Annotated in this window: 11 protein-coding genes and 1 pseudogene; all 12 read right to left on the reverse strand. The window is 67.7% G+C overall.

Features of this window, described 5'->3' with window-relative positions; translation table 11 throughout:
* On the reverse strand, positions 1-945 hold a 945-nt coding region (locus tag BST27_RS08955; protein ID WP_139805078.1), incomplete at its 3' end, for a beta-ketoacyl synthase N-terminal-like domain-containing protein.
* 20 nt (positions 946-965) lie between these two features.
* Complete coding sequence (locus tag BST27_RS08960) at positions 966-7,361, reverse strand: type I polyketide synthase (RefSeq protein WP_069417164.1); 6,396 nt, start codon at positions 7,359-7,361, stop codon at positions 966-968.
* A 57-nt stretch (positions 7,362-7,418) separates the two neighbouring features.
* On the reverse strand, positions 7,419-8,480 hold the full coding sequence (locus BST27_RS08965; protein WP_069417163.1) for a type III polyketide synthase: 1,062 nt from the start codon (positions 8,478-8,480) through the stop codon (positions 7,419-7,421).
* A 112-nt stretch (positions 8,481-8,592) separates the two neighbouring features.
* Positions 8,593-10,005 carry an argininosuccinate lyase gene (gene argH / locus BST27_RS08970; RefSeq protein WP_069417162.1) on the reverse strand — a complete coding sequence of 471 codons (1,413 nt, stop codon included), beginning with the start codon at positions 10,003-10,005 and terminating at the stop codon, positions 8,593-8,595.
* A 93-nt stretch (positions 10,006-10,098) separates the two neighbouring features.
* Positions 10,099-11,295, reverse strand: a complete 1,197-nt coding sequence (locus tag BST27_RS08975) for an argininosuccinate synthase (RefSeq protein WP_069417161.1) — start codon at positions 11,293-11,295, stop codon at positions 10,099-10,101.
* 50 nt (positions 11,296-11,345) lie between these two features.
* Positions 11,346-11,855: an arginine repressor gene (locus BST27_RS08980; RefSeq protein WP_069417160.1), complete on the reverse strand. Its 510-nt coding sequence runs from the start codon at positions 11,853-11,855 to the stop codon at positions 11,346-11,348.
* Positions 11,852-12,778 (reverse strand): ornithine carbamoyltransferase, encoded by a 927-nt coding sequence (gene argF / locus BST27_RS08985; protein WP_069417159.1) that lies wholly within the window; start codon positions 12,776-12,778, stop codon positions 11,852-11,854. Before argF ends, BST27_RS08980 begins: the two co-directional genes overlap by 4 nt.
* Positions 12,775-13,965 carry an acetylornithine transaminase gene (locus BST27_RS08990; protein ID WP_069417158.1) on the reverse strand — a complete coding sequence of 397 codons (1,191 nt, stop codon included), beginning with the start codon at positions 13,963-13,965 and terminating at the stop codon, positions 12,775-12,777. Before BST27_RS08990 ends, argF begins: the two co-directional genes overlap by 4 nt.
* A complete protein-coding gene (gene argB, locus BST27_RS08995) occupies positions 13,962-14,843 on the reverse strand; it encodes an acetylglutamate kinase (protein WP_069417157.1) in 882 nt (293 codons plus the stop codon). The genes BST27_RS08990 and argB overlap by 4 nt, the downstream gene beginning before the upstream one ends.
* Positions 14,840-16,054, reverse strand: a complete 1,215-nt coding sequence (gene argJ / locus BST27_RS09000) for a bifunctional glutamate N-acetyltransferase/amino-acid acetyltransferase ArgJ (RefSeq protein ID WP_069417156.1) — start codon at positions 16,052-16,054, stop codon at positions 14,840-14,842. The genes argB and argJ overlap by 4 nt, the downstream gene beginning before the upstream one ends.
* Positions 16,051-17,110: pseudogene (gene argC, locus BST27_RS09005) on the reverse strand (N-acetyl-gamma-glutamyl-phosphate reductase). The gene argJ and the pseudogene argC overlap by 4 nt, the downstream one beginning before the upstream one ends.
* Before the next feature lie 150 nt (positions 17,111-17,260).
* Entirely contained in the window at positions 17,261-23,959 is a 6,699-nt protein-coding gene (locus BST27_RS33100; RefSeq protein WP_197518053.1) for a PE family protein, read from the reverse strand.
* Between the last annotated feature and the right edge of the window lie 245 nt (positions 23,960-24,204).

The following is a 24,204-nucleotide window of genomic DNA, read 5'->3' on the forward strand; positions in this document are numbered from 1 at the left end:
CTGCTGCGCGGTTCCGCGGTGAATCAGGACGGTGCTTCCAACGGATTGACCGCCCCGAACGGTCCCGCGCAGCAGCGCCAGCACGGGATGACCCAGTCGCTGCGCATCGGCCAGCCGTTCCAAGACAAGCACTCCGCCGCCTTCCGACCAGGCGGTCCCGTCGGCGCTACCCGCATACACCTTGCACCGGCCGTCCGCGGCCAGGGCTCGCTGCCGGCAGAACTCCACGAAGGCGGCGATGGTGGCCATCACCGTGACACCCCCGGCCAACGCCAGATCGGTCTCCCCCGAGCGCAGCGACTGCGCCGCCAGGTGCATCGCAACCAATGACGACGAACATGCGGTATCCACCGACACCGCGGGGCCTTCCAGGCCCAGTACGTATGACGTCCGCCCCGACGCCACGCTCAAGGTCGAGCCGGTCAGCCCGTAGCCCTCCAACTCCCCTTTCACTTCGCCGCCGTAGCCGGCGTGAATCACCCCGGCGAACACGCCTGTCGCCGAACCCCGCAACCCATGCGGGTCAATCCCCGCTCGCTCCAAGGCTTCCCAGGACAGCTCCAGCATCAGGCGCTGCTGCGGATCCATCGCCAGCGCTTCGCTGGGGCCGATCCCGAAGAATCCGGCGTCGAAGTCCCCCGCGTCATGCAGGAAGGATCCTTGCCGCACATACATCTTGCCCTTGGCGTCCGGGTCCGGATCGTAGAGTCCCGCGACATCCCACCCTCGATCCGCCGGGAAGTCGGACACCGCGTCGCGGCCGTCGACCACCAAGTCCCACAGGCTTTCCGGTGAATCGACACCACCCGGGTAGCGGCACGCCATGCCCACGATCGCCACCGGCTCGGACAGCCTGCCTTCCAACTCGGCCACCCGCCGCCGGGTCCGGCGCAGATCGGTGGTCAACCGCTTGAGGTAGTCCAGATGCTTGGTGGTGCTCGGCACTGTCGGGTCCTCGTGGTCCATCACGACCCCAGTTCTTCGTCGAGGATCGCGAAGAGTTCGCTCTCGGTGGCGTTCTGCAGATCGGCGTCGTCAGGGGCGACGGCGTTATCGGACGCATCCGCTTGGGTCGCCAGGGTCGTCAGCAACCCCAGCACGCGGGCGTTGAGATGTGCTTTGTCTTCCGGCTGCCAGCCGGGTTGATTGAGCAGCGTCTGCAACTCGCGGGTGATGTCGTTGAAGCGGGCCATCAGGTCCGGGCGATCCGCAGCCGGAGCAGCGAGGTCCAGGCGGGCGTCAAGGTGCTCGGCGAGCGTGGACGGCGTCGGGTAGTCGAAGATCAGGGTGGGCGAAAGATGAAGCCCCGTGGCCGTCTTCAGGCGATTGCGCAACTCGACGGCGGTGAGCGAGTCGAACCCGAGGTCTTGGAAAACACTGTCGGCGTTGATGTCTGCAGCACTGGGTCGTCCCAGCACGGTCGCCGCGCTGTCGCGAACCAGATCAATCAGTTCGCGCTGTCGGTGCTCAAGGGGCAGGCCGTGCAACCGTGCGACAAGGCTTGTCATCGATGCCGTTCCGGTATCGGAGTCCTCGACAACACGTCGGACCGGGCGGGTGGCCAGCTGACTCAGCAACGGCGGCAGCGCATCTGCGGTTGCCAGCGCGGCGGCGTCGACGCGGGCCGCTACCACCACGGCGCGGTCGGTGCGCATGGCGGCGTCGAACAATGCCAGTGCCTGTTCCGTTGCAAGGGGTGCCAGCCCGACGCGGGTCATGCGGGCCTTGTCACGGTCCGCCAGGTGTTGCGTCATCGCGCTGGCCTGTTCCCATAGACCCCAGGCGACCGACAGGCCGGCCAGACCGCGGGAGCGGCGGTAGGCGGCCAGTCCGTCCAGGAAGCTGTTGGCCGCCGCGTAATTGCCCTGTCCCGCAGTCCCGACGATCCCCGCCATCGACGAAAACATCACGAACGCCGACAAATCCAGGTGCTTGGTGAGTGCGTGCAGGTTCCAGGCCCCGTCGACCTTGGCGCGCAACACCGTGTCGATCCGCTCGGGAGTCAGGGATCCGATCAGGCCGTCATCGAGGACTCCCGCGAGGTGGAAGACGCCCCGAAGCGGATATTGCGACGGCAGCTGCGCGAGCAACGCGGCGACCGCATCGCGGTCGGCAACGTCGCAGGCCGCCACGGACACCTGCGCCCCGGCGTCCTGCAGCCGCGCCACCAGCTCGGCGACGCCCTCCGCGTCGCCACCGCGGCGGCTGATCAACACCACGTGGGCCACGCCGTACCGGGCCACCAGGTGAGTGGCCACCGCCGAACCCGCCATCCCGGTGCCGCCAGTGATCAGCACCGTGGAACCGGCCAGGCTCGGGACGGCCAGAACCACCTTGCCGACGTGCCGTGCCTGGCTGACGAACCGGTACGCGGCCGAGGCGCTGCGCACGTCGAATGTCTTGACCGGCAGCGGGTTTATCGCCCCGGCAGCGAACAAACCGACGATTTCCGCGAGCATGGCCGCAGTGCGGTCCGGGCCGGCCTCGATCAGGTCGAACGCCCGATAGGCCACGCCCGGATGGTCGGCCGCCACCCGCTGGGGGTCGCGGATATCGGTTTTGCCCATTTCGATGAACCGGCCACCGGCGACCAGCAAGCGCAGTGACGCGTCCACGAAGTCGCCGGCCAGTGAGTTGAGCACGACATCGACCCCGCGCCCGCCGGTGGCCGTCAAGAATTTGTGCTCGAACTCCAACGTGCGCGAATCGCCGATATGGTCGTCGTCAAAGCCCATCGCGCGCAACGTGTCCCACTTGCCCTGGCTGGCGGTGGCGAACACCTCCGCGCCCCAATGACGGGCCAGCTGAACCGCGGCCATCCCCACCCCACCGGTAGCTGCATGCACCAACACCCGCTCGCCGGCCCGCAGACCCGCCAGCACCGACAGCCCGTAGAGCGCTGTCAAGAACACCACCGGCACACCGGCGGCCTGCACCAGCGACCAGTCGGCAGGCACCGCGGTCACCAACCGCGCATCCACGACGGCCTCGGAACCCACCACCCCGAACAAGCCCATCACCGGATCACCGACGGCGTATTCCGTTACCCCGGGCCCGACCTCGACGACCACGCCGGCGCCCTCGACACCCAATTCGCCGCCGCCCGGATACATTCCCAACGCCACCAAGACGTCGCGGAAATTCACCCCAACCGCGGCCACCGCCACCCGCACCTGCCCGGCGGCAAGTGCCGCGCGGGGAGACGATCGAACCACCAGGTCCTCTAGAGTTCCGGCGCCGCCCGCGTCGATCCGCCAGGCCCCGGCCGGCAGTTCGAGCGCCGACCCCGAACCCGCCGGCGTCAGGCGTGCGGCGTAGGCAACACCGGAACGAACCACCAACTGCGGCTCGCCACAACCGATAACCGCTTCGACAGCCACTGACCCATCCGAGTCCACCAGGACCACCCGACCCGGGTGCTCGGCCTGCGCCGAGCGCACCAGACCCCAGACCGCCGCGCCGGCCAGGTCGGTCACGTCTTCACCCGGCAGGCCCACCGCGCCGCGGGTCAACACGACCAGCACCCCAGACTCGGCGCCGGACAACCACGACTGCAGCGTCTGCAGGGCCGCGTGGGTCGACTCGTACACCGACCTCGGCGCGCCGTCGCCGGCGGCGTCTGGTCGCCACACGGAGACCCCACTGCCGCTGTCACCGAGACCGTCGGGCGGCACCGACACCGGCGACCACGCCACCTCCAACAGTCCGCTCCCCGCACGATTGGCCTGGGGAGCCGTGGCCGCGGACAACTGCGCAACCGACACCGGGCGGACCACCAGCTCGCGTACCGACAGGATCGGCAACCCGGTCCCGTCGGCCAGTTCGATCGACACGGCACCCACCCCGATGGGCGCTATCCGAACCCGGGCGCGAGACGCGCCCGCCGCGTGCAGGCACACTCCCTGCCAGGAAAACGGCAGCATCGTCTCGGTCTGCTCGCCGGCCACTCCCATCGCATGCAGCGCCGCATCGATCAGCACCGGATGAATCCCGAACCCTTGGGGTCCAACCGCTTCCGGGACAGCGACCTCCGCGAACACCTCATTGCCCAAACGCCACATCGCCCGCAAGCCCGCGAACGCCGGGCCGTACTCGTAGCCGCGCTCCGCAAGTCGCTGATAGGCACCGCTGATCTCCGCCGGCGCCGCTCCCACCGGCGGCCACACCGACAGGTCCGCACCCGGGGGAACCGAGCCGACGCTCAACACGCCCTCGGCGTGCAGCGTCCAATCCGAATCAGACTGGACGCCAGAGGAATACATCGAGACGGCCCGTAGGCCCGACGCGCCCGGGGCACCCACCACCACCTGTACGCGCACGGCGTCGGTCGCGGACAACGGCAGCGGTGCCGAAAGGGTCAGCTCCTCGACGACCGAACAACCGACCTCGTCGCCGGCCCGTAGCGCCAGTTCCACAAAGCCGGCCCCGGGGAAAAGCACCACCCCGGCCACCGCGTGATCGGCGAGCCATGGCTGCGCGGCCAGCGACAACCGGCCCGTCAGCACCACCTCGCCGGAATCCGCGCGCCGCACCACCGCACCCAGCAGACCGTGCTCGGCTCCGCTCAGTCCCACGCCGCCGAGTTCACCGGCACCGGCCCCCGCCCCCGGTAACCAGAACCGTCGGCGCTGAAACGCATAGGTGGGCAACTCGACCCGAGAAACCCGGGAAGGATCGCCGAAGGCCGTACCGAAGTCCACGGCCACGCCCGCCACGTGCGCCTGCGCCACCGATAACCAGAACCGCTCCAGCCCGCCGTCGTCACGTCCCAGCGACGGAAGGGTGATGGCGTTCAAGGCATCTCGTTGCGCGCAGGTTTCCTCGATGCCGGGGACCAACACCGGGTGCGGACTGGATTCGATGAACACTCGATACCCAGCGTCGCATGCGTTTCGCACAGCGCGCTCGAATTGCACTGTCTTCCGGATGCTTTGGAACCAATACTCAGCGCTCAAGCCGGCGGTGTCCATGAGTTCGCCGGTGGTCGTCGAGAAAAACGCCACCGGCGCGGATTGCGGCTCGATGTCGGCCAGCGCCTTGGTGAGTGGTTCGCGGATCACGTCGACTTGGGCGGAGTGCGAGGCATAGTCGACGTCGATTCTGCGGGCCCGCACGCCGGCGGCTTCGCTGTGCACCACCAGCTTTTCCAGCGCGTCGACCTCACCGGCTACGACGACGGCCGAGATGCCGTTGATCGCGGCGACGCTGAGCTGGTCTCCCCACGGCGCCAGCAACTCTCGAGCGCGTTCCGGTCCGCATGCCAGCGACGCCATGCCGCCCGTGCCGGCGAGCTTGACCAGCAGTTGGCTGCGCAGCGCCACCACCCGGGCGGCGTCTTCCAGCGTCAAGGCCCCCGCCACGTAGGCGGCGGCGATCTCGCCCTGCGAATGCCCGATCACCGCATCCGGGACCACACCCACGGAGCGCCACAATGCGGCCAACGACACCATCATCGCCCACAGCACCGGCTGCACCACATCCACGCGATCCAGACCGGGCGCGCCCGGCACCCCGCGGATGACGTCGATCAACGACCAGTCGACATGTTCACCGAGGGCCTTTCCGCACCAGTGCATCTGTTCGGCGAACACCGTTGAGCTGTCGAGCAACTGGACGCCCATCCCCAGCCATTGGGAGCCTTGCCCGGGAAACACGAACACGGTCCGGCCGGTGGTTCGGGCGCGTCCCACCACGACGTTGGCGCCGGGCGCGCCGGCGGCCAACCCGGCCAGCCCAGCGGTGAACTCGCCGAGATCGGCACCTACCACCACCGCGCGATGCTCAAACAACGAGCGGGTCTTGATCAGCGACCAGCCGACGTCGGTCGCCCTCAGTCCCGGATGTGTATTGAGGTGGGCTAGCAATCGCTCTGCCTGCCCCGCCAACGCCTCGGAGGAGCGCGCGGACAACACCCACGGCAGCGGTCGTTCATGTTCAGCGACAGCATTTTCCGAGGTTGCCGGCCGCACCGCCGACGCTGGCGCCTGTTCCAGAATGACGTGGGCGTTCGTCCCGCTGATCCCGAACGACGACACCCCCGCGCGGCGGGGCCGCTCGCCGTCCGGCCACGGCCGCGGTTCGGTCAACAACGACACCGCCCCCGCCGACCAATCCACGTGCGGCGTGGGCACATCCACGTGCAGCGTCTTGGGCATCACTTGATGGCGGATGGCCTGCACCATCTTGATCACACCGCCAACCCCTGCGGCGGCCGAGGTGTGACCCATGTTCGACTTGATGGATCCCAGCCACAGCGGCCGGTCGGCCGGCCGACCCTGCCCGTATGTCGCCACCAGCGCCTGGGCTTCGATCGGATCCCCCAGGGTGGTGCCGGTCCCGTGCCCCTCGACCACGTCGACGTCATCCGCGTGCAGCCGGGCGCTGGCCAGCGCGGCGCGGATTACCCGTTGCTGCGCAGGCCCATTGGGAGTGGCCAGTCCGTTGGATGCCCCATCCTGATTGACCGCCGAGCCCCGCACCACCGCCAGCACCGAATGCCCCAGCCGCTGCGCGTCGGACAGCCGTTCCACCACCAACACCCCGACGCCCTCGGAGAAACCGGTTCCGTCGGCCGCCCCGGCGTAGGCCTTGCACCGGCCGTCGGCCGCGAGCGCCCGCTGCCGACTGAACTCCACGAACATCGCCGGAGTGGCCATCACGGTGACGCCGCCGACCAGCGCCAGGTCGCACTCCCCCGACCGCAACGACTGCGTCGCCAGGTGCAGCGCCACCAACGACGACGAACACGCCGTATCCACCGAGATCGCCGGGCCTTCCAAACCCAGCGAATACGCCACCCGTCCCGATGCCACACTCAACGTCGAGCCGCGCAACCCGTACCGCTCAAGGTCACCGGGCACCCGCCCCTGGCCTCCGTAGGAACCGTGGAACACCCCGGCGAACACGCCCGTCGCGGAGCCGCGCAGTGTCGCCGGGTCGATCCCGGCCCGTTCCAGGGCTTCCCACGACACCTCCAACAACAGCCGCTGCTGGGGATCCATGGCCAGCGCCTCGCTCGGTGCGATCCCGAAGAAGGCCGCGTCGAAATCGGCCACGTCGGTCAAGAATCCGCCGCAGCGGGTGACCGACTTGCCGATCGCGTCGGGATCGGGATCGAACAATCCGGTCAAGTCCCAACCCCGGTCAGCCGGGAACTCGGAGACCACGTCGCGGCCCTGAACAACCATCTCCCACAAGGACTCCGGCGAGTCCACCCCGCCCGGGTAGCGGCAGGCCATCCCCACCACCGCCACCGGCTCGGTGCTGCCGCCGAGCAGTTGCCTGTTTTCCTGCTTGAGGCGTTCGACTTCCTTGAGCGATGTCCGCAAGGCCCGCACGAGGTCTTGCTCAGAGCTGTTCATCCAACCCGGCCTTCCCTCTCCCACGAACGAACGGGTCAGCGAGTCGTCCGATGCGCATCAATGCCAGCGCAACAGCACCAGTTCGGAGCAGAAGCCTGGGCCCATGGCGATCATCAGACCCGGGCTTCCGCTCGGCGGGGGCTTAGCGATGGTGTCCCGAAGTACGTGCAGTACCGACGCGGACGACAGGTTGCCGATCTCGCCCAGCGAGCGCCAGGTCAGTTCCAGGGCTTCGGGCGGCAGGTCTAGACTGGCGTTGATCGCGTCGATGATCTTGGGGCCACCGGGGTGACTGACCCAGGCACCGATGTCGGTGGTGGTCAGGCCGTGGTCGGCCAGGAAGGTGTTCACGTCGTCGGCGATGTATTGCTCGACCACGGCCGCCAGGTCCTTGGACAACACGAGCTCGAAGCCGGTCTTGCCCACGTCGTAGCCCATCGTGCGCAGTGAGTCCGGGTACAGGTGGCTGCGGGAGTCGAGGATGTCCGGACCGCCGGCGTCGAGTTGTTCGGCGCGCCGCGCCCCGACACCCACCACCGCGGCGGCGCCGTCCGCAAAGAGCGCGCTGCCCACCAGGCCCGCCAGCGACGGCTTGTAACCCGGGTACGTGAGCGAACACAGTTCCACCGAAATCAGCGCCGCTACACCGTCGGGCGCGCCGCGCAGGTAGTCGTGTAGCCGCGCGACGCCGGCCGCCCCGGCCACGCAGCCCAGCCCGAACAGCGGCACCCGCCGAATGTCCGGGCGCAGGCCCAGGCGCGCGGCGACGCGGGCGTCCAGCGAAGGCGCGGCGAGGCCGGTGACCGTCGTGGTGATGAGCACGTCGAGGTCCTGCGGGCGCAGACCGGCCTCGTCGAGTGCGCCGACCAGTGCCTCGCAGGCGAGATCGACGGCGTGCTCGACGAAGATCCGGTTGGCCGTACCGAAGTCCTTGAGCGTCGGATAGCGGTCCAGCGGCAAAGTCAAGTGGCGACTGTTGACCTTGGCGCTGGTATGCAACTGCCGGACGATGTCTTCGTAACCAGCAAACTCAGGGATGCTGACGAAAAAGTCGGTGAGCTCTCGCTGCTGGTACCGGTGTGGGGGCAGCGCACCGAACACGCCTGCGATGACACTCATACGCCCCACCCCTATGTGACGAACAGTCGGGCCGAAGGGTTCAGCTCCGGTCGTCAAAGTTTAGCCCGGTGTGAGGCTTGGCGGGATCTCGGGCAAAGACCGTGCCGGTTTGTTAGCTGGTCAAGCTATGGCGCAGTTCGTCGGCCTTTGCCTTGACCGCCGCCAGTTGGGTAGCAACTTGCGAGGGCGCGGTGCCGCCACGGGAGTCGCGCGATGCGACCGACCCCTCGATGGTCAACACCTCACGGACCTCCGGGGTCAACTCGGGACTGATGGCCGCCAGTTCGTCGTCGGTCAGGTCCTGCAGCCCGACCTGGCGCTGCTCGGCGGCCCGTACGGCGGCACCGGCCGCTTCGTGGGCGGATCGGAACGGAACACCTTGCCGCACCAGCCATTCAGCAACGTCGGTGGCCAGCGTGTAACCGGCGGGCGCCAGTGCGGCCATGCGCTCGGTGTCGAAGGTCAGGCTCCCTACCAGCCCGGCCATCGCCGGGAGCAGCAGTTCCAGCTGAGCCACCGAATCGAACACCGGTTCCTTGTCTTCCTGCAGGTCACGGTTGTACGCCAAGGGCTGAGCCTTGAGCGTCGCCAGGAGCCCGGCCAGGTTGCCGATCAACCGGCCCGACTTGCCCCGGGCCAGTTCGGCGATGTCCGGATTTTTCTTCTGGGGCATGATCGAGCTACCGGTGGACCACGAATCGTGCAACGTGACGTAGCCGAACTCCGTCGAACTCCAAATGATGATGTCCTCGGCCAGCCGGGACAGGTCGACGCTGATCATGGCAAACACGAACGCCGCCTCGGCGGCGAAATCGCGGGCGGCGGTGGCGTCGATGGAATTGTCGGCGGCGGCCGAGAAACCCAAGTCCGCGGCAATGGCGTCCGGGTCGAGGCCCAGCGAGGAACCGGCCAGGGCTCCGGAGCCGTACGGTGACACCGCCGCGCGGGCGTCGAAGTCCACGATGCGGTCCACATCGCGCAGTAATGGATGCGCGTGCGCGAGCAGGTGATGGGCCAGCAGGACGGGTTGGGCCGACTGCAGGTGGGTCTTGCCGGGCATGATCGCCGTCGGATGGGCGGCGGCCTGGTCGGCCAGGGCCGCGACTACGTCGAGCACCCCGGCGGCCACCCGGCGCACCGCGTCGCGCAGCCACATCCGGAACAGCGTGGCCACCTGGTCGTTGCGTGACCGGCCCGCCCGCAACCGGCCACCGAGGTCCGGCCCGACGCGGTCGATCAGTCCCCGCTCGAGTGCCGCGTGCACGTCCTCGTCGGTCACCAGCGGCCGGAAGCTGCCGTCGGCGACGTCCTCGGCGAGGCTGTCCAGGCCGGCCAGCAGGCCGTCGCGCTGCTCCTCGGTGAGCACTCCGGCCCGGTACAGCACGACGGTGTGGGCGCGCGACGCGACGATGTCGTAGGGTGCCAGCACCCAGTCGAAGTGGGTGGATTTGCTCAGCGCGGCCAGCGCATCGGACGGCCCGCCGGAGAACCGCCCGCCCCACAGGGACCCCTCGTTGGTGCTCACGGGGTCACCGACTCCCCGCGAGCAGACGCAAAGTCGTACTCATGAGGGCGGATTCGTACGACTTTGGGTCTGCTCGGCGGGAGAAGGTGAGACTCACTTCAGATCCCGGCGGGCGGCGATCTTGGACGACAGCCCGTGGATGTGGACGAAGCCTTTCGCGGCCGACTGGTCGAAGGTGTCGCCCTCGTCGTAGGTGGCCAGGTTGAAGTCGTACAACGACTCCGCGCTGCGGCGGCCGTTGACCGCGATGTGCCCGCCGTGCAGCACCAGCCGGACTTCACCGGTGACGTGCTCCTGGGTCTTTTCGACGAACGATTCCAGCGCTATCTTCAGCGGCGAGTACCAGAGGCCGTCGTACACCAGCTCCGCCCACCGCTGGTCGGTGTGCCGCTTGAACCGGCCCAGGTCGCGCTCCAGGGTGACGTGCTCGAGTTCGGTGTGTGCGGTGATCAGCACCATCGCGCCGGGCGCCTCGTAGATCTCGCGGCTCTTGATGCCCACCAACCGGTCCTCGACGACGTCGAGTCTCCCGACGCCCTGGGCGCCGGCGCGGCGATTGAGCTCCTCGATGGCCTGCAGCATTGTCACCCGCTTGCCGTCGATCGATACCGGCACGCCCCGCTCAAATCCGACGATCACCTCGTCTGGGGTGTTCCAGTTGACGGTGGGGTCTTCGGTGTAGTCGTAGACGTCCTTGGTGGGCGCGTTCCACAGGTGCTCGAGGAAGCCGGTTTCCACCGCGCGGCCCCACACGTTCTGGTCGATGGAGAACGGCGAGCGCTTGGTGACATTGATCGGGATCGCGTTCTCTTCGGCGAACTGGATCGCCTTCTCCCGCGTCCACGCGTAGTCCCGGACGGGTGCCAGCACTTCCAGATCCGGTGCCAGCGAAGCGAATCCGACTTCGAAGCGGACTTGGTCGTTGCCCTTTCCGGTGCAGCCGTGGGCGACGATGCTGCCGCCGTGCTCGCGCGCGGCCGCGACGAGATGCTTGACGATGAGCGGCCGGCTGATCGCCGACACCAGCGGATAGCGGTCCATGTACAGCGCGTTGTTGAGCACTGTCGGCAGGCAGTAGCCCTCGGCGAACTCGTCACGGGCATCGACGACGACGGCTTCGACGGCGCCGCAGTCCAGCGCCCGCTGACGCACCACCTCCATGTCCTCGCCGCCCTGGCCAAGGTCTATCGCCACCGCCACGACCTCGCGGCCGGTCTCCTTGCCTATCCAGCTGATGGCCACCGAGGTGTCCAGACCGCCGGAATACGCCAGGATGACGCGATCTGACATGAACAATCTCCTTACAGCTTTTGCCGAACCGGCAGCAGTTTATTCGAGGCTTACTTCAACTTTTCCAAGGCAGACGCGACATCAGTGCCGGTCATGGGCTCGCGGGCGGCCACAAACACCGTGTCATCGCCGGCGATGGTGCCGACAACGTACGGTAACGCCGCGCGATCGATCGCGCTGGCCAAATAGTGCGCTCCTCCTGGTGGCGTCCGCAGTACCGCCAGGTTCGCGCTGGCGTCGGTGGAGACCAGCAGCTCGTTGAGCAGTCGGGACAGTCGTCCGGTGCCGCCGGTGACCCCGCGGACCGGACTGCCGTCTTCGGGCACGACGTAGACGCCGACTCCGCCGTCGGCACCGCGCAGTTTCACCGCACCAAGTTCTTCCAGATCCCGCGACAACGTCGCCTGGGTGACCTCGATGCCCTCGGCAGCCAACAACGCCGCCAGTTCGCTTTGGCTGCTCACGGATTCGGTCGCCAGGATGGCCACGATGCGGGCCTGCCGGCCGGCGCGGGTAACGCTGACATCTGGGCCCGAAACGGCGTGCTTCGCTTCGCTCATCGTGATCGCTCCAGCAACCACACCAACAACGCCTTCTGGGCGTGCAACCGGTTCTCGGCCTCGTCCCACACCGCGCTGGCCGGGCCGTCCATCACCTCGTCGGTGATCTCATCGCCGCGGTGAGCTGGAAGACAATGCAGCACAATGGCTTCGGAGTCGGCCAGGGACAGCAGTCGCTGGTTGACCTGGAACGGCCGGAATGGCTTGACCCGGTCCAGGCCGTCATCTTCCTGGCCCATCGACGTCCAGGTGTCGGTCACCAAGACATCGGCGCCGCTGGCGGCCTCGTCGGCGTTTTCGGTCACCGTCACCGATGCACCGGTGACTTCGGCGCGTTCGCGGGCCGCTGCGAGGACGGCGGGATCAGGCAGGAAGCCCTCGGGACCGGCGACGGTCACGTGGATGCCCGCCGTCACGCCGCCGAGCATCAGCGAATGGGCCATGTTGTTGGCGCCATCACCGAAATAGGACAGCCGCAAGCCGCGCAGCGACCCCTTGCGTTCGGCGATGGTCTGCAGGTCGGCCAGGACCTGGCAGGGATGGAACTCGTCGGACAACGCGTTGACGACGGGCACCGTCGCGGCTGCTGCCATGGCAGTCAGCCGCTCTTGGCCGAACGTTCGCCAGACGATGGCATCGACGTAGCGGGACAGCACCTTTGCCGTGTCGTGCAGCGTTTCGTCACGACCCAGCTGAGTGCTGCGGCTGTCGACCACGACGGCGTGGCCACCGAGTTGCGCGACGCCCAGCTCGAACGAGAACCGGGTCCGCGTGGAGTTCTTGTCGAAGATGACCGCGACCCCGCGGGGGCCCTCGAGGGGACGACGGCTGAACGGGTCCTTTTTCAGTTCGGCCGCCAGTTCGAGGATCTCGGCCTGCTCGGCGGGCGTCAGGTCGTCGTCACGCAGAAAGTGTCGCGTCATGCCGATGCTCCGGCCTGGTCGAGGATCTCTGGCAGCGCCGCGACGAAACTGTCGAGCTGGGATTCGCTGATGATCAACGGCGGCGCCAGGCGAATCACGTTGGGAGCGGCGCCATTCACGAGATAGCCGGCCTGCCGGGCGGCCGCCTCGGCGGCCTTCGCGACCTGTTCGGTCAGCACGATGCCCCGCAGTAGTCCGCGGCCGCGCACATGATCGATCAGGGGATGGCCCAGCGCTTCGATGCCGTGTTGCAGCGACTTGCCCAATACCTCGGCACGGCGCACCAAGTCGTCGGCGGCCAGCACCCGCAGCACCGCCAGGGCCGCCGCGGTGCAGATAGGGTTGCCGCCGAACGTGCTGCCGTGCAGGCCAGGGGTCAGCAGCTCTGACGCCGGCCCGACGGCCAGGCACGCCCCGATCGGCAAGCCGCCGCCGAGTCCCTTGGCCAGCGTGACCACGTCGGGCGTAATGCCTTCGTGCTGATGTGCGTAAAACGTTCCGGTGCGCCCAATTCCGGTCTGCACCTCATCGAGCACCAGCAAGGCACCGTGGCGGGAGGTGATCTCGCGGGCGGCCGCCAGGTAGCCCTCCGGAGGAACCACGACACCGCTCTCCCCCATGATCGGCTCGAGAAATACTGCCGCGGTCTGATCGTCGACGGCCTCGGCCAATGCGTCGGTGTCACCGTACGGGACGTACGTGACGTCGCCGGGTAGCGGTTCGAACGGCGTCCGCTTCGCAGGCTGCCCGGTCAGCGCCAATGACCCCATGGTGCGGCCGTGGAAACCTTCCTGCGCGGCAACCAGTTTCGTGCGGCCCGTGAGGCGGGTCAGTTTGAACGCGGCTTCGTTGGCCTCGGCTCCGGAGTTGCAGAAGAACACTCGGGCCGGTTTCTCGGCGCCCAGGAGCGCAACCAACTCTTCGGCCAGCGCGATGCCGGGTTCGGTGGCGTACAAGTTGGAAGTGTGTCCGAGCGTCGACATCTGCTGGGTGACAGCCTCGATGATCGCCGGATGCCGATGGCCCAGGATGTTGACGGCGATGCCGGCGAGCAGGTCGACGTAGGTCTTGCCGTCCGCATCGGTGACGACGGCGCCGTCACCGCTGACTAGCGCCATCGGCGGAGTGCCGTAGTTGTTCATCATCACGGCTTGCCAGCGCTGCTGGATCGCTTCGGTGTTGGTCACGCGCTCACCACCTTGGTACCGGTGCCCGCATCGGTCAAAAGTTCCACCAGCACACAATGTTTGACTCGTCCGTCGATGACGTGCGCGCTCGGCACACCCCCGGAGACGGCCCGCAAACAGGCTTCCACCTTGGGGATCATGCCCGCCTCCAGCGTGGGCAGGAGTTGCGACAGTGTGGCCGAATCGATTTCGCTGACCAGCGAACCCTTGTCGGGCCAACTGGTGTACAGGCCCTCGACGTCGGTAAGCATCAACAGCTTCTCGGCTCCCAGCGCTTCGGCCAATGCCGCGGCGGCAGTGTCGGCGTTGATGTTGTGCACCACGCCGTCGGCGTCCGGCGCCAACGTCGATACCACCGGAATGCGGCCTGCCGCAATGAGGTCGAGTATGGCGTCGGTGTTGACCAGGTCGACGTCACCGACCAGGCCGATGTCGGTGGCGACGCCGTCGACGGTGACGCTGCGTCGCACGGCGGTGAACAATTGTGCATCCTCGCCGGTGATCCCGACGGCGTACGGTCCGTGCGCATTGATCATGTTCACCAGTTCGCGACCGACCTGCCCGAACAGCACCATCCGTGCCACGTCGAGCACTTCCGGTGTGGTGACCCGGAACCCGCCCTTGAAGTCACCTTCGATGCCGAGCCTGCGCAGCATGGCGGTGATTTGCGGTCCGCCGCCATGCACGACGACGGGATGGATGCCGCAGTTGCGCAGAAAGGCCATGTCGGCGGCGAAGGCTTTGCGCAATACATCGTCGGTCATGGCGTTGCCGCCGTACTTGATGACGACGATCTTGCCGTGCAACTGCTTGAGCCAGGGCAACGCCTCGGCCAGCACCTCGGCCTTGACCTGGGTGGACAGCCCTTCGGTGCTCACGAGCTGTACGCCGAGTTCTCTTCGACATAACCGTGCGACAAGTCCGTGGTGCGGATAGCCGCCTGACCGTCTCCAAGGGCCAGGTCGACGGTGATGTCGATGTCCGGCGCAGACAGGTCGACCTCGCGCGCGCCCGGAGCTCCAACTCCGTCAATGCAGACCGCAGAGCCGTTGAACGACACCGTGATTCGATCTGGTTCTAGGGTGATCGGCGCCATCCCGACGGCGGCCAGCACCCGTCCCCAGTTGGGATCCGAGCCAAATAGCGCGGTCTTGACCAGGCTGTCGCGGGCGATTGCCCGTGCGGCAACGAGGGCATCGTCGTCTGTGACCGCCCCGACCACCGTTACCGTGACGCGCTTGGTGACGCCCTCGGCGTCAGCCTGAAGCTGAGCGCACAGATCGTCACAGACGCGAAGGACTGCGTCGTCCAGATCGCTCTGCGGCGGCGCGATTTCACTGGCGCCCGAGGCCAGCAGAAGGACCGTGTCGTTGGTGGAGCAGCTGCCGTCCACGTCGAGCCGGTCGAAGGTCAAGGCGGCGGCGCGGCGCAGGGCCTGATCCAGGGCCGCGGGCTCGGCAACCGCGTCGGTGGTAAGCACGACCAGCATGGTGGCCAGTGATGGCGCCAGCATCCCCGCCCCTTTGGCCATCCCGCCGACCGTCCAGTTGTTCTGGTGGTGCAGAGCAACCTGTTTGGGGACCGTGTCGGTTGTCATGATGGCGTGAGCGGCGTCGTCGCCACCGGTCAGCCCGCCATGCATCTCGTGCACGATGTTGCGAACGCCGGCCAGCACTTTGTCCATCGGCAGCCGATCGCCGATCAGGCCGGTGGAGCAGACAGCCACTTCAATTGCCCCGGTCTCGGTCCCCCAGTCAGACAGCGCCGCAGCCACCGCCTCCGCGGTGGCGTGGGTGTCTTGGAAGCCCGCGGGTCCGGTGCACGCATTGGCACCACCGGAATTGAGGATCACTGCGCGAAGTTGCCCGGTCTTGAGCACCTGCTGGGTCCACAGCACCGGTGCGGCCTTGACTTTGTTGCGAGTCAGCACCCCGGCGGCTGCGTAGTCGGGTCCTTCATTGAAGACGAGCGCGAGATCGGGCGCTCCGGATGCCTTGATCCCGGCGGCGATACCGGCGGCGCGAAAGCCCGCCGGTGCCGTAACTCCTTGGGCCCGAATCAGCCTGGTGGTATTTGCGGTATCGGTCACGGCGCCACCCCAACCACCGACAGGCCCTCGGTTTCGGGCCAGCCCAATGCGATGTTCATCGATTGGATCGCGGCACCCGCCGTTCCTTTGACCAGATTGTCGATCGCCGAGATCGCCACGAATGTCTCGGCGGCCTCGTCCACGGCCACGGCAATGTGTGCGGCGTTGCTGCCGATCACCGAGCCGGTTCGGGGCAGCTGCCCTTCGGGCATGAGGTAGACGAAAGGCTCAGCGTGGTAAGCCTTTTCATAGGCTTCGCGAATTTGCGAGAGGGGCGCGCGGGTACGCGCGGTGCAGGTGGCCAGGATGCCGCGAGAGGTCGGAATGAGCACCGGCGTAAACGACACCGTCACGTCACCGTCGGCGACGGCCCGCAGCCCCTGGGCGATTTCCGGCGTGTGGCGATGGACGCCGCCGATGTTGTAGGCACGTGCCGATCCGATGACTTCCGCCCCGAGCAGATCGACCTTGGCCGCGCGGCCGGCCCCTGAGGTTCCGCTGACGGCGACGACGGTGACCGCGGGTTCGATGAGGCCCGCCGCCATCGCGGGCACCAATGCCAGCAGCGCCGCGGTCGGGTAGCAGCCCGGGACAGCGATGCGGCGGGCACCTTGGAGGCGGTCACGGCCTCCGGGCAGCTCGGGCAGACCGTAAGGCCAGCTGCCGGCGTGCGGAGAACCATAGAAGCGCTCCCACGCGCCGGCATCGGTGAGCCGGAAGTCCGCGCCGCAGTCGATGATGAGCGTCTCCGGGCCGAGTTCTTGTGCCAATGCTGCCGAATGACCGTGCGGCAGGCCCAGAAAGACGACGTCATGGCCGCGAAGGACCTCTAGATCCGTGGGCTCGACGACTCGCGGCGCCAACGGAAGGAGGTGCGGGTGGTGCTCACCGAGCGCGGTGCCGGCACTCGCCGCAGCGGTCAGCGAGCCGATGGTGAGGCGACCTGACGTGTACGCCGGATGCCCGAGCAGCAGTCGCAGCACCTCACCGCCCGCGTAGCCGCTAGCACCGGCGACAGCCACCCTTATTACCTCGGCCATTCGGCCGATTCTGCATGTTTATGCGACAGTTTGCAACTTTATTCCTAGTCGCGGGTCGTTCTGCGGCCTAGTGTGCCAAGTTACCGGGATGGGCGAGTCTGACTGCGTGGGGTTGTCTTCTCGCCCATCCCGGCAACGTCTGGAAATGCCCGGATCGGTCCGGGGATCAACCGACCGAGCCGCTGATGTTCAGTGCGGCTTGAATGGCGAGCTGCAGGTTGAGCAGGGCCAGGCTGATGTTGGCCACGAAGTCCACCGCCGACTCGCCGAGGCCAACCAGGAGGGCACCACCGGTCTGCGACAGCGCCAGGGATGCGTTTGCGATCCCGTTCACTATGGCCGCGCCGGTCTGCGCAAGCCCGGGGAAGCCGACGCCGAGGCTCGCGCCCAGGGCGCTGGTCAGCGACCCGACGACCTCCGCCACGGCGTCGGCCCAAATCGTTGCCAACGACTGCCCGGTGCCGAGCAGGCTGCCGAATCCGGCGCCAAGGCTGTTCAACAGGATTGCCCCGCCGTCGATCAGCCCCTCGAATCCGGTACCCAACCCCGTTGCCAAGTTGGCTGCCAGGGACTGCGCGGCATCCAGCACCCCGTTCAAGGTGCCCCCAAGACCCGCCGACAATGCCGCACTGAGTTGCGCCGACAGGCTGCCGCTCAGGCTGGTGTCCAGCAGCGCCGCCAGTTGGGCACCCAGGTTTCCGGCCAATGTCTGGCCGGTCTGGATCAGCCCCTCGAGGCCGCCGCCGAAGTTGGAGGCCAGGCTCAGGGCCAGCGATTGGCCGGTCTGTATCAGGCCGTTCAGTCCGCCGTTGAAAGCAGCGACCAAGGCGGGGAATGATCCGCCGAGGCTCGCCTGGAGCGCCGCGCTGATCTGCGCCGCCAACGCCGGAGCGTTGAAGCTGCCCGCCAGGTTGGCGACCAGGCTCTCTCCGGTCTGGATCAGTCCATTGAGGCTGCCGCCCAAGCTGCCTGCGAGACTGCCGGCCAGGTTTTCGCCGGTCTGAATGAGGCCGTTGAGCCCGCCGTTGAAGGCAGCAACCAGGGCGGGGAAGGATGCGCCGAGACTGGCCTGCAACGCCGCGCTGATCTGCGCCGCCAACGCCGGAGCGTTGAAGCTGCCCGCCAGGTTGGCGATGAAGTTCTCCCCGGTCTGGATCAGCCCGTTCAGCCCGCCGCCAAAAGTGCCGGCGAGGTTGGCCGCAAAGGTCTGTCCGGTCTGGATCAGGCCATTGATGCCACCGTTGAACGCTGCGACCACGGCGGGGAAGGATGCGCCGAGGCTGGCCTGCAGCGCCGCGCTGATCGAGGCCGCCAACTCGGGCAGGCTGAAGCTGCCGGCCAGGTTGGCCACGAGCGTCTGGCCGGCCTCGATGAAGCCCTCCAGGCCACCACCGAAGGTCGCGGCCAGGTTGGCCGCAAGCTGTTGAGCATTCGCGGCGAGACCGCTGAGGCTGGCATTGAAGGCCGCCACCAGCGCCGGCAGGCTGGCGCCGAAGCTGGCCTGCAGGGCCGCGCTGATCGAGGCCGCCAACTGCGGCAGGCTGAAGCTGCCCGCCAGGTTGGCCAGGAACGTCTGACCGGCCTCGATGAAGCCCTCCAACCCGCCACCGAACGTCGCCGCCAGGTTGGCCGCCAACTGCGCACCCAACTCACCCAGACCGTTGAGCCCACCGCTGATCGCCGCCACCAACTCCGGGAAACTCGCCCCGAAGCTGGCCTGCAACGCCGCGCTGATCGAGGCCGCCAACTCCGGCAGGCTGAAGCTGCCCGCCAGGTTGGCCAGGAACGTCTGACCGGCCTCGAGGAAGCCCTCCAACCCGCCACCGAACGTCGCCGCCAGGTTGGCCGCCAACTGCGCACCCAACTCACCCAGACCGTTGAGCCCACCGCTGATCGCCGCCACCAACTCCGGGAAACTCGCCCCGAAGCTGGCCTGCAACGCCGCGCTGATCGACGCCGCCAACTCCGGCAGGCTGAAGCTGCCCGCCAGGTTGGCCAGGAACGTCTGACCGGCCTCGAGGAAGCCCTCCAGGCTGCCGCCGAAGTTCGCCGCCAGACTGCCGGCCAGCTGTTGAGCCAACTGCGCAAAGCCGTTGAATCCACCGCTCAGGGCGGCCACCAGCTGCGGGAACGAGGCACCGAAGGCGGCGGACAGAGCCGCACTGATCTGCGCGGCCAGGGTCGGGGCGTTGAAGGCGGCGGCCAGGTTGGCCACAAAGTTCTGGCCGGCCTCGATCAGGCCCTCCAGCCCGCCACCGAAATTTGCCGCCAGGTTGGCCGCCAACTGCTGAGCCACCTCCGCGAACCCGCTGAGCGATCCGCTGAAGGCCGCCACCAACTCGGGGAACGACGCGCCCAGGCTGGCCTGCAACGCCAAACTGAGCGACGCCGCCAGCTCCGGCAGGCTGAGGCTGCCCGCCAAGTTGGCCACCAAGTTCTGCCCCAGCTCGATGAAGCCCTCGAAGCTGCCGCCGAGGTTCGCCGCCAGGTTGGCGAACAACTCCTGCCCACTCTCAATCAGGCCGTTGAGGCCGCCGTTGAACGCCGCCACCAACTCCGGGAACGACGCGCCGAAGCTGGCCTGAAGCGCAGCCGTGATCGACGCCGCCAACTCCGGCAAGCTGAAGCTGGCACCCAGGTTCGCCAACAACGTCTGTCCGGCCTCGATCAAACCCTCGAGCCCACCACCGAAGTTGGCCGCCAGGTTGGCCGCCAATTGCTGAGCCGCCTGCGCAAACCCGCTGAGCGAACCACTGAACGCCGCCACCAACTCCGGGAACGACGCGCCCAGGCTGGCCTGCAACGCCGCGGTGATCGAAGCCGCCAACGACGGCAAGCTGAGGCTGCCCGCCAGGTTGGCCGCGAACGTCTGCCCCAGCTCGATGAAACCTTCGAAGCTGCCACCGAGGTTCGCCGCCAGGTTGGCGAACAGCTCCTGACCGGTCTCGATCAAGCCGTTGAGGCTGCCGGTGAACGCCGCCACCAACTCGGGGAACGACGCCCCGAAGCTGGCCTCCAGTGCCGCGCTGAGCGACGCCGCCAGCTCCGGCAGGCTGAAGCTCGCACCCAGGTTCGCCAACAGCGTCTGGCCGGCCTGGATGAAGCCTTCCAGCCCGCCACCGAAGTTCGCCGCCAGGTTGGCCGCCAGCTGCTGAGCCACCTGTGCAAAACCGTTGAGCCCACCGGTGAAGGCCGCCACCAACTCGGGGAACGACGCACTCAGGCTGGCCTGCAACGCCGCGCTGAGCGACGCCGCCAGCTCCGGCAGGCTGAGGCTGGCCGCCAGGTTCGCGAAGAACGTCTGACCAACCTCGATCAGCCCTTCCAGGCTGCCGCCGAAGGCGGACGAGAGATCGGCCGCCAACTCGGCACCGACCTGGGCCAATCCGTTCAGGCCGCCGGTGAATGCCGCCACCAACTCTGGGAACGACGCGCCGAAACTGGCCTGCAAGGCCGCGTTGATGGCCGCGACCAGCGTCGGAGCGTTGAGGGCGGCGGCAAGGCTGGCCACGAAGTTTTCGCCGGCCTCGATGAACCCGCTCAGGCCGCCGCTGAGGTTGGCCGCCAGATTGGCCCCCACCTGCTGAGCTAGCTGCGCAAATCCGCTGAATCCGCCGTTCAGGGCAGCCACCAGCTGCGGGAACGAGGCGCCCAGGGTGGCCGACAGCGCCGCACTGATCTGCGCGGCCAGGGCCGGAGCGTTGAAGGCGGCGGCCAGGTTCGCCGCGAGCGTCTGACCCGCTTCGATCAGGCCCTCAAGCCCGCCACCGAAGTTGGCCGCCAGGTTGGCCGCCAGCTGCTGGCCCAGTTCGGCCAGGCCGTTGAGCGAACCGCTGAAGGCCGCCACCAACTCGGGGAACGACGCACCCAGGCTGGCCTGCAGCGCCAGACTGAGCGAGGCGGCCAGCTCCGGCAGGCTGAGGCTGCCCGCGAGGTTGGCCACGAGCGTCTGCCCCAGCTCAATGAAGCCTTCGAGGCTGCCGCCGAAGTTCGACGCCAGGTTGGCGAACAGCTCCTGCCCGCTCTCAAACAAGCCGTTGAGGCCACCGGTGAACGCCGCCACCAACTCCGGGAACGACGCCCCGAAGCTGGCCTCCAGCGCCGCGCTGAGCGACGCCGCCAACTCCGGCAGGCTGAAGCTGGCGCCCAGGGTTGCCAGGAACGTCTGGCCGGCCTCGATCAGACCCTCGAGCCCGCCACCGAAGTTGGCCGCCAGGTTGGCCGCCAACTGCTGAGCCAACTCGGCAAAACCACTGAACCCACCGTTGACGGCCACCACCAGCTCGGGGAACGACGCGCCCAGGCTGGCCTGCAGCGCCGCGCTGAGCGACGCCGCCAACTCCGGCAAGGTGAAGCTCGCACCCAGGTTCGCCAACAACGTCTGGCCGGCCTCGATCAGACCCTCCAGCCCACCACCGAAGTTGGCCGCCAGGCTGGCCGCCAACTCCTGCGCCACTTCCGCAAAACCGCTGAGCGAACCACTGAAGGCCGCCACCAACTCCGGGAACGAGGCACCCAGGCTGGCCTGCAGCGCCGCACTGAGCGACGCGGCCAACTGCGGCAGGCTGAGGCTGCCCGACAGGTTGGCCGCCAACGTCTGACCTAGCTCGATGAAGCCTTCGAGGCTGCCACCGAAGTTCGACGCCAGGCTGGCGACCAGCTCCTGACCGGTCTCGATCAAGCCATTGAGCCCGCCGCTGAACGCCGCCACCAACTCTGGGAAGGATCCGCCGAGGCTGGCCTGCAACGCCGCGGTGATCGCCGCGGACAGCGACGGCGCATTGAATACTGCGACGAGGTTGGCCGCGAAGGTTTGGCCGGCCTCGATCAGGCCTTCCAGCCCGCCGCCAAAGTTCGCGGCCAGGTTGGCCGCCAACTCCTGCGCCACCTGCGCAAATCCGTTGAGCCCACCGCTGAACGCCGCCACCAGCTCCGGGAACGACGCACCCAGGCTGGCCTGCAACGCCGCACTGATCGACGCCGCCAGCTCGGGCAGGGTGAAGCTCCCCGCCAGGGTGCCCGCGAACGTCTGGCCCAGCTGAATCAATCCGTTGAGCCCGCCACCGAGGTTGGCCGCCAAGTTGCTGGCCAGCGTCGCCCCGCCTTGCAACAAGCCATTGAGACCACCGTTCAACGCGGCCACCAATTGCGGGAACGACGCACCCAGGCTGGCCTGCAACGCCGCGCTGATCTGCGTCGCCAGCACCGGCGCACTGAAACTGGCCGCCAGGTTCGCGGCCAACGTCTCTCCGGTCTGGATCAACGCGTTGAGGGAACCACCGAAGTTCGTCGCCAGGTTGCTGGCCAGCGATGCCCCGGTTTGCAGCAAGCCCTCGAGACCGCCGTTGAACGCCGCCACCAATTGCGGGAACGACGCACCGAGGCTGGCCTGCAGGGCCGCACTGATCTGTGCTGCCACTGCCGGGATGCTGAAACTGCCCGCCAGGTTGGCGACGACCGTCTGGCCGGTCTGGATCAGCGCGTTGAGGGACCCGCCAAAGTTCGACGCCAGCGTCGCGCCCGTCTGCACCAAGCCGTTCACGCCACCATTGAGCGCCGCGACCAACTCCGGGAGCGACGCGCCCAGGCTGGCCTGCAGGGCCGCACTGATCTGCGCTGCCAGTTCTGGAGCACTGAAGCTGGCCACCAGGTTGGCCGCGAAGTCTTGGCCGAGTTCGATGAGGCCGCCGAAGCCGCCACTGAAAGCGGATGCGAGGTTGGCCGCAAACTCCTGACCCAGTTCGGCCACCCCGTTGAACCCACCGGAGAGTGCGGCAACGAGCTGTGGGAACGATGCGCCCAGGCTGGCTTGCAGCGCCGCAGTAAGTTGTGCGGCCAGTTCCGGAGCCGTGAAGCCGGCGGCGAGGGTGGCGGCGATGGTCTCGCCGGTCTGGATGATCGCCTCGATCCCCCCGCCGAAATTGGCCGCCAGGTTTGACGCCAACGTCGCGCCCGTCTGCACCAGGCCGTTCAAGCCACCGTTGAATGCGGCGACCAATCCAGGCAGACCGTTGCCGAAGCTGGCGGAGATGGCTGCGTTCAACTGGGCCGCCAAAGTGGGCAGGCTGCCGCCGAAGTTGGCCAGTAGGGTCCCGCCGGTTTGCAGCGCTGTGCCCAACGACCCACCGAGGTTCGTGATGACGTTGGCCGTCACGGTTTGTCCAGCTTGAAGCAGGCCATTGAAGCCGCCGTTGAGGGCCGCGACCAACTCAGGCAGACCAAGGTCGAGGTTGCCCGACAAGTTCAGGGCAAGCTGCGCGCTCACCGACGCGCCCAAGTTCGCTGCATCGGCCAATGCGGCGGTTGCCTGGGCGCTGAGGTTCGCCCCCAGGGTCGACATGCCGGCGCCGAGGCTCTGCAGCGAGGTGCCAGCCGCGACGATAGCCTCGCCGGTCTGCGCCACTCCGGCGCCCAGGCCGGACGCAAGGGCGCCGCCACCCTGCAATGCGAGGCCGGATATGCCCGCACCGATGGCGTTCGCGAAAGCGCGGAGAGCCGCGGCGATTTCGGCGCTGATGGTGGCGGACAGCCCGACCTCACCGCCTACCGCGGCCGCAGCGGCCGGAGTCACGAGTGCGGCGCCGTTGAACAACTCGGCGGCGGCGTAGGAAGCCGCGTTGCGGCTCAACGTCGCGACGAACGACTCATGGAACGCTGCGGCCTTCGCGCTGGCGGCCTGGTACTCCTCACCGAAGCTGCCGAACAGCTTTGCTACGGCGATCGACACCTCGTCCTCCGCCGCCGCGAGCAGCCCCGTTGTTGGGGCTGCCGCTGCCGCGGCGGCTTCGCTCAGCGCCGCTTGGATGCCTGCTAGATCTTGTGCCGCCGACTGAAAGAGCTCCGGCACCGCAATGACAAAAGACATGTCCATCCCCCACGAATAGACAAACACCGGTCTTTGATTTGACGGCGCCCGCACGCCCCCACTGATTCGACTGTAAGGCCTCGCGCACGCCCATGCAGCAAATTGAGAAAATTTTTAGTATTTATCTTGTGTCGAACTGTGGCACGCCTTCTACGGGGCGGTTCGCTATACCCATCGGGCGGTTTCCAGAGTTATTTGACTTCGATCTAACAGCGCCACCCAAGAGCGCTTCTGAATTTGCTGTG

The sequence above is a fragment of the Mycobacterium intermedium genome (genome assembly GCF_002086275.1).
In the GTDB taxonomy this organism is placed as follows: Bacteria; Actinomycetota; Actinomycetes; order Mycobacteriales; family Mycobacteriaceae; genus Mycobacterium; species Mycobacterium intermedium.

Coding starts and splice junctions, on each gene's coding strand:
- BST27_RS08960 (WP_069417164.1), bottom strand. CDS start 7,361: ATGAACAGCTCTGAGCAAGACCTCGTGCGGGCCTTGCGGACATCGCTC.
- BST27_RS33100 (WP_197518053.1), bottom strand. CDS start 23,959: ATGTCTTTTGTCATTGCGGTGCCGGAGCTCTTTCAGTCGGCGGCACAA.
- BST27_RS08965 (WP_069417163.1), bottom strand. CDS start 8,480: ATGAGTGTCATCGCAGGCGTGTTCGGTGCGCTGCCCCCACACCGGTAC.
- argF (WP_069417159.1), bottom strand. CDS start 12,778: ATGACGCGACACTTTCTGCGTGACGACGACCTGACGCCCGCCGAGCAG.
- BST27_RS08975 (WP_069417161.1), bottom strand. CDS start 11,295: ATGTCAGATCGCGTCATCCTGGCGTATTCCGGCGGTCTGGACACCTCG.
- BST27_RS08980 (WP_069417160.1), bottom strand. CDS start 11,855: ATGAGCGAAGCGAAGCACGCCGTTTCGGGCCCAGATGTCAGCGTTACC.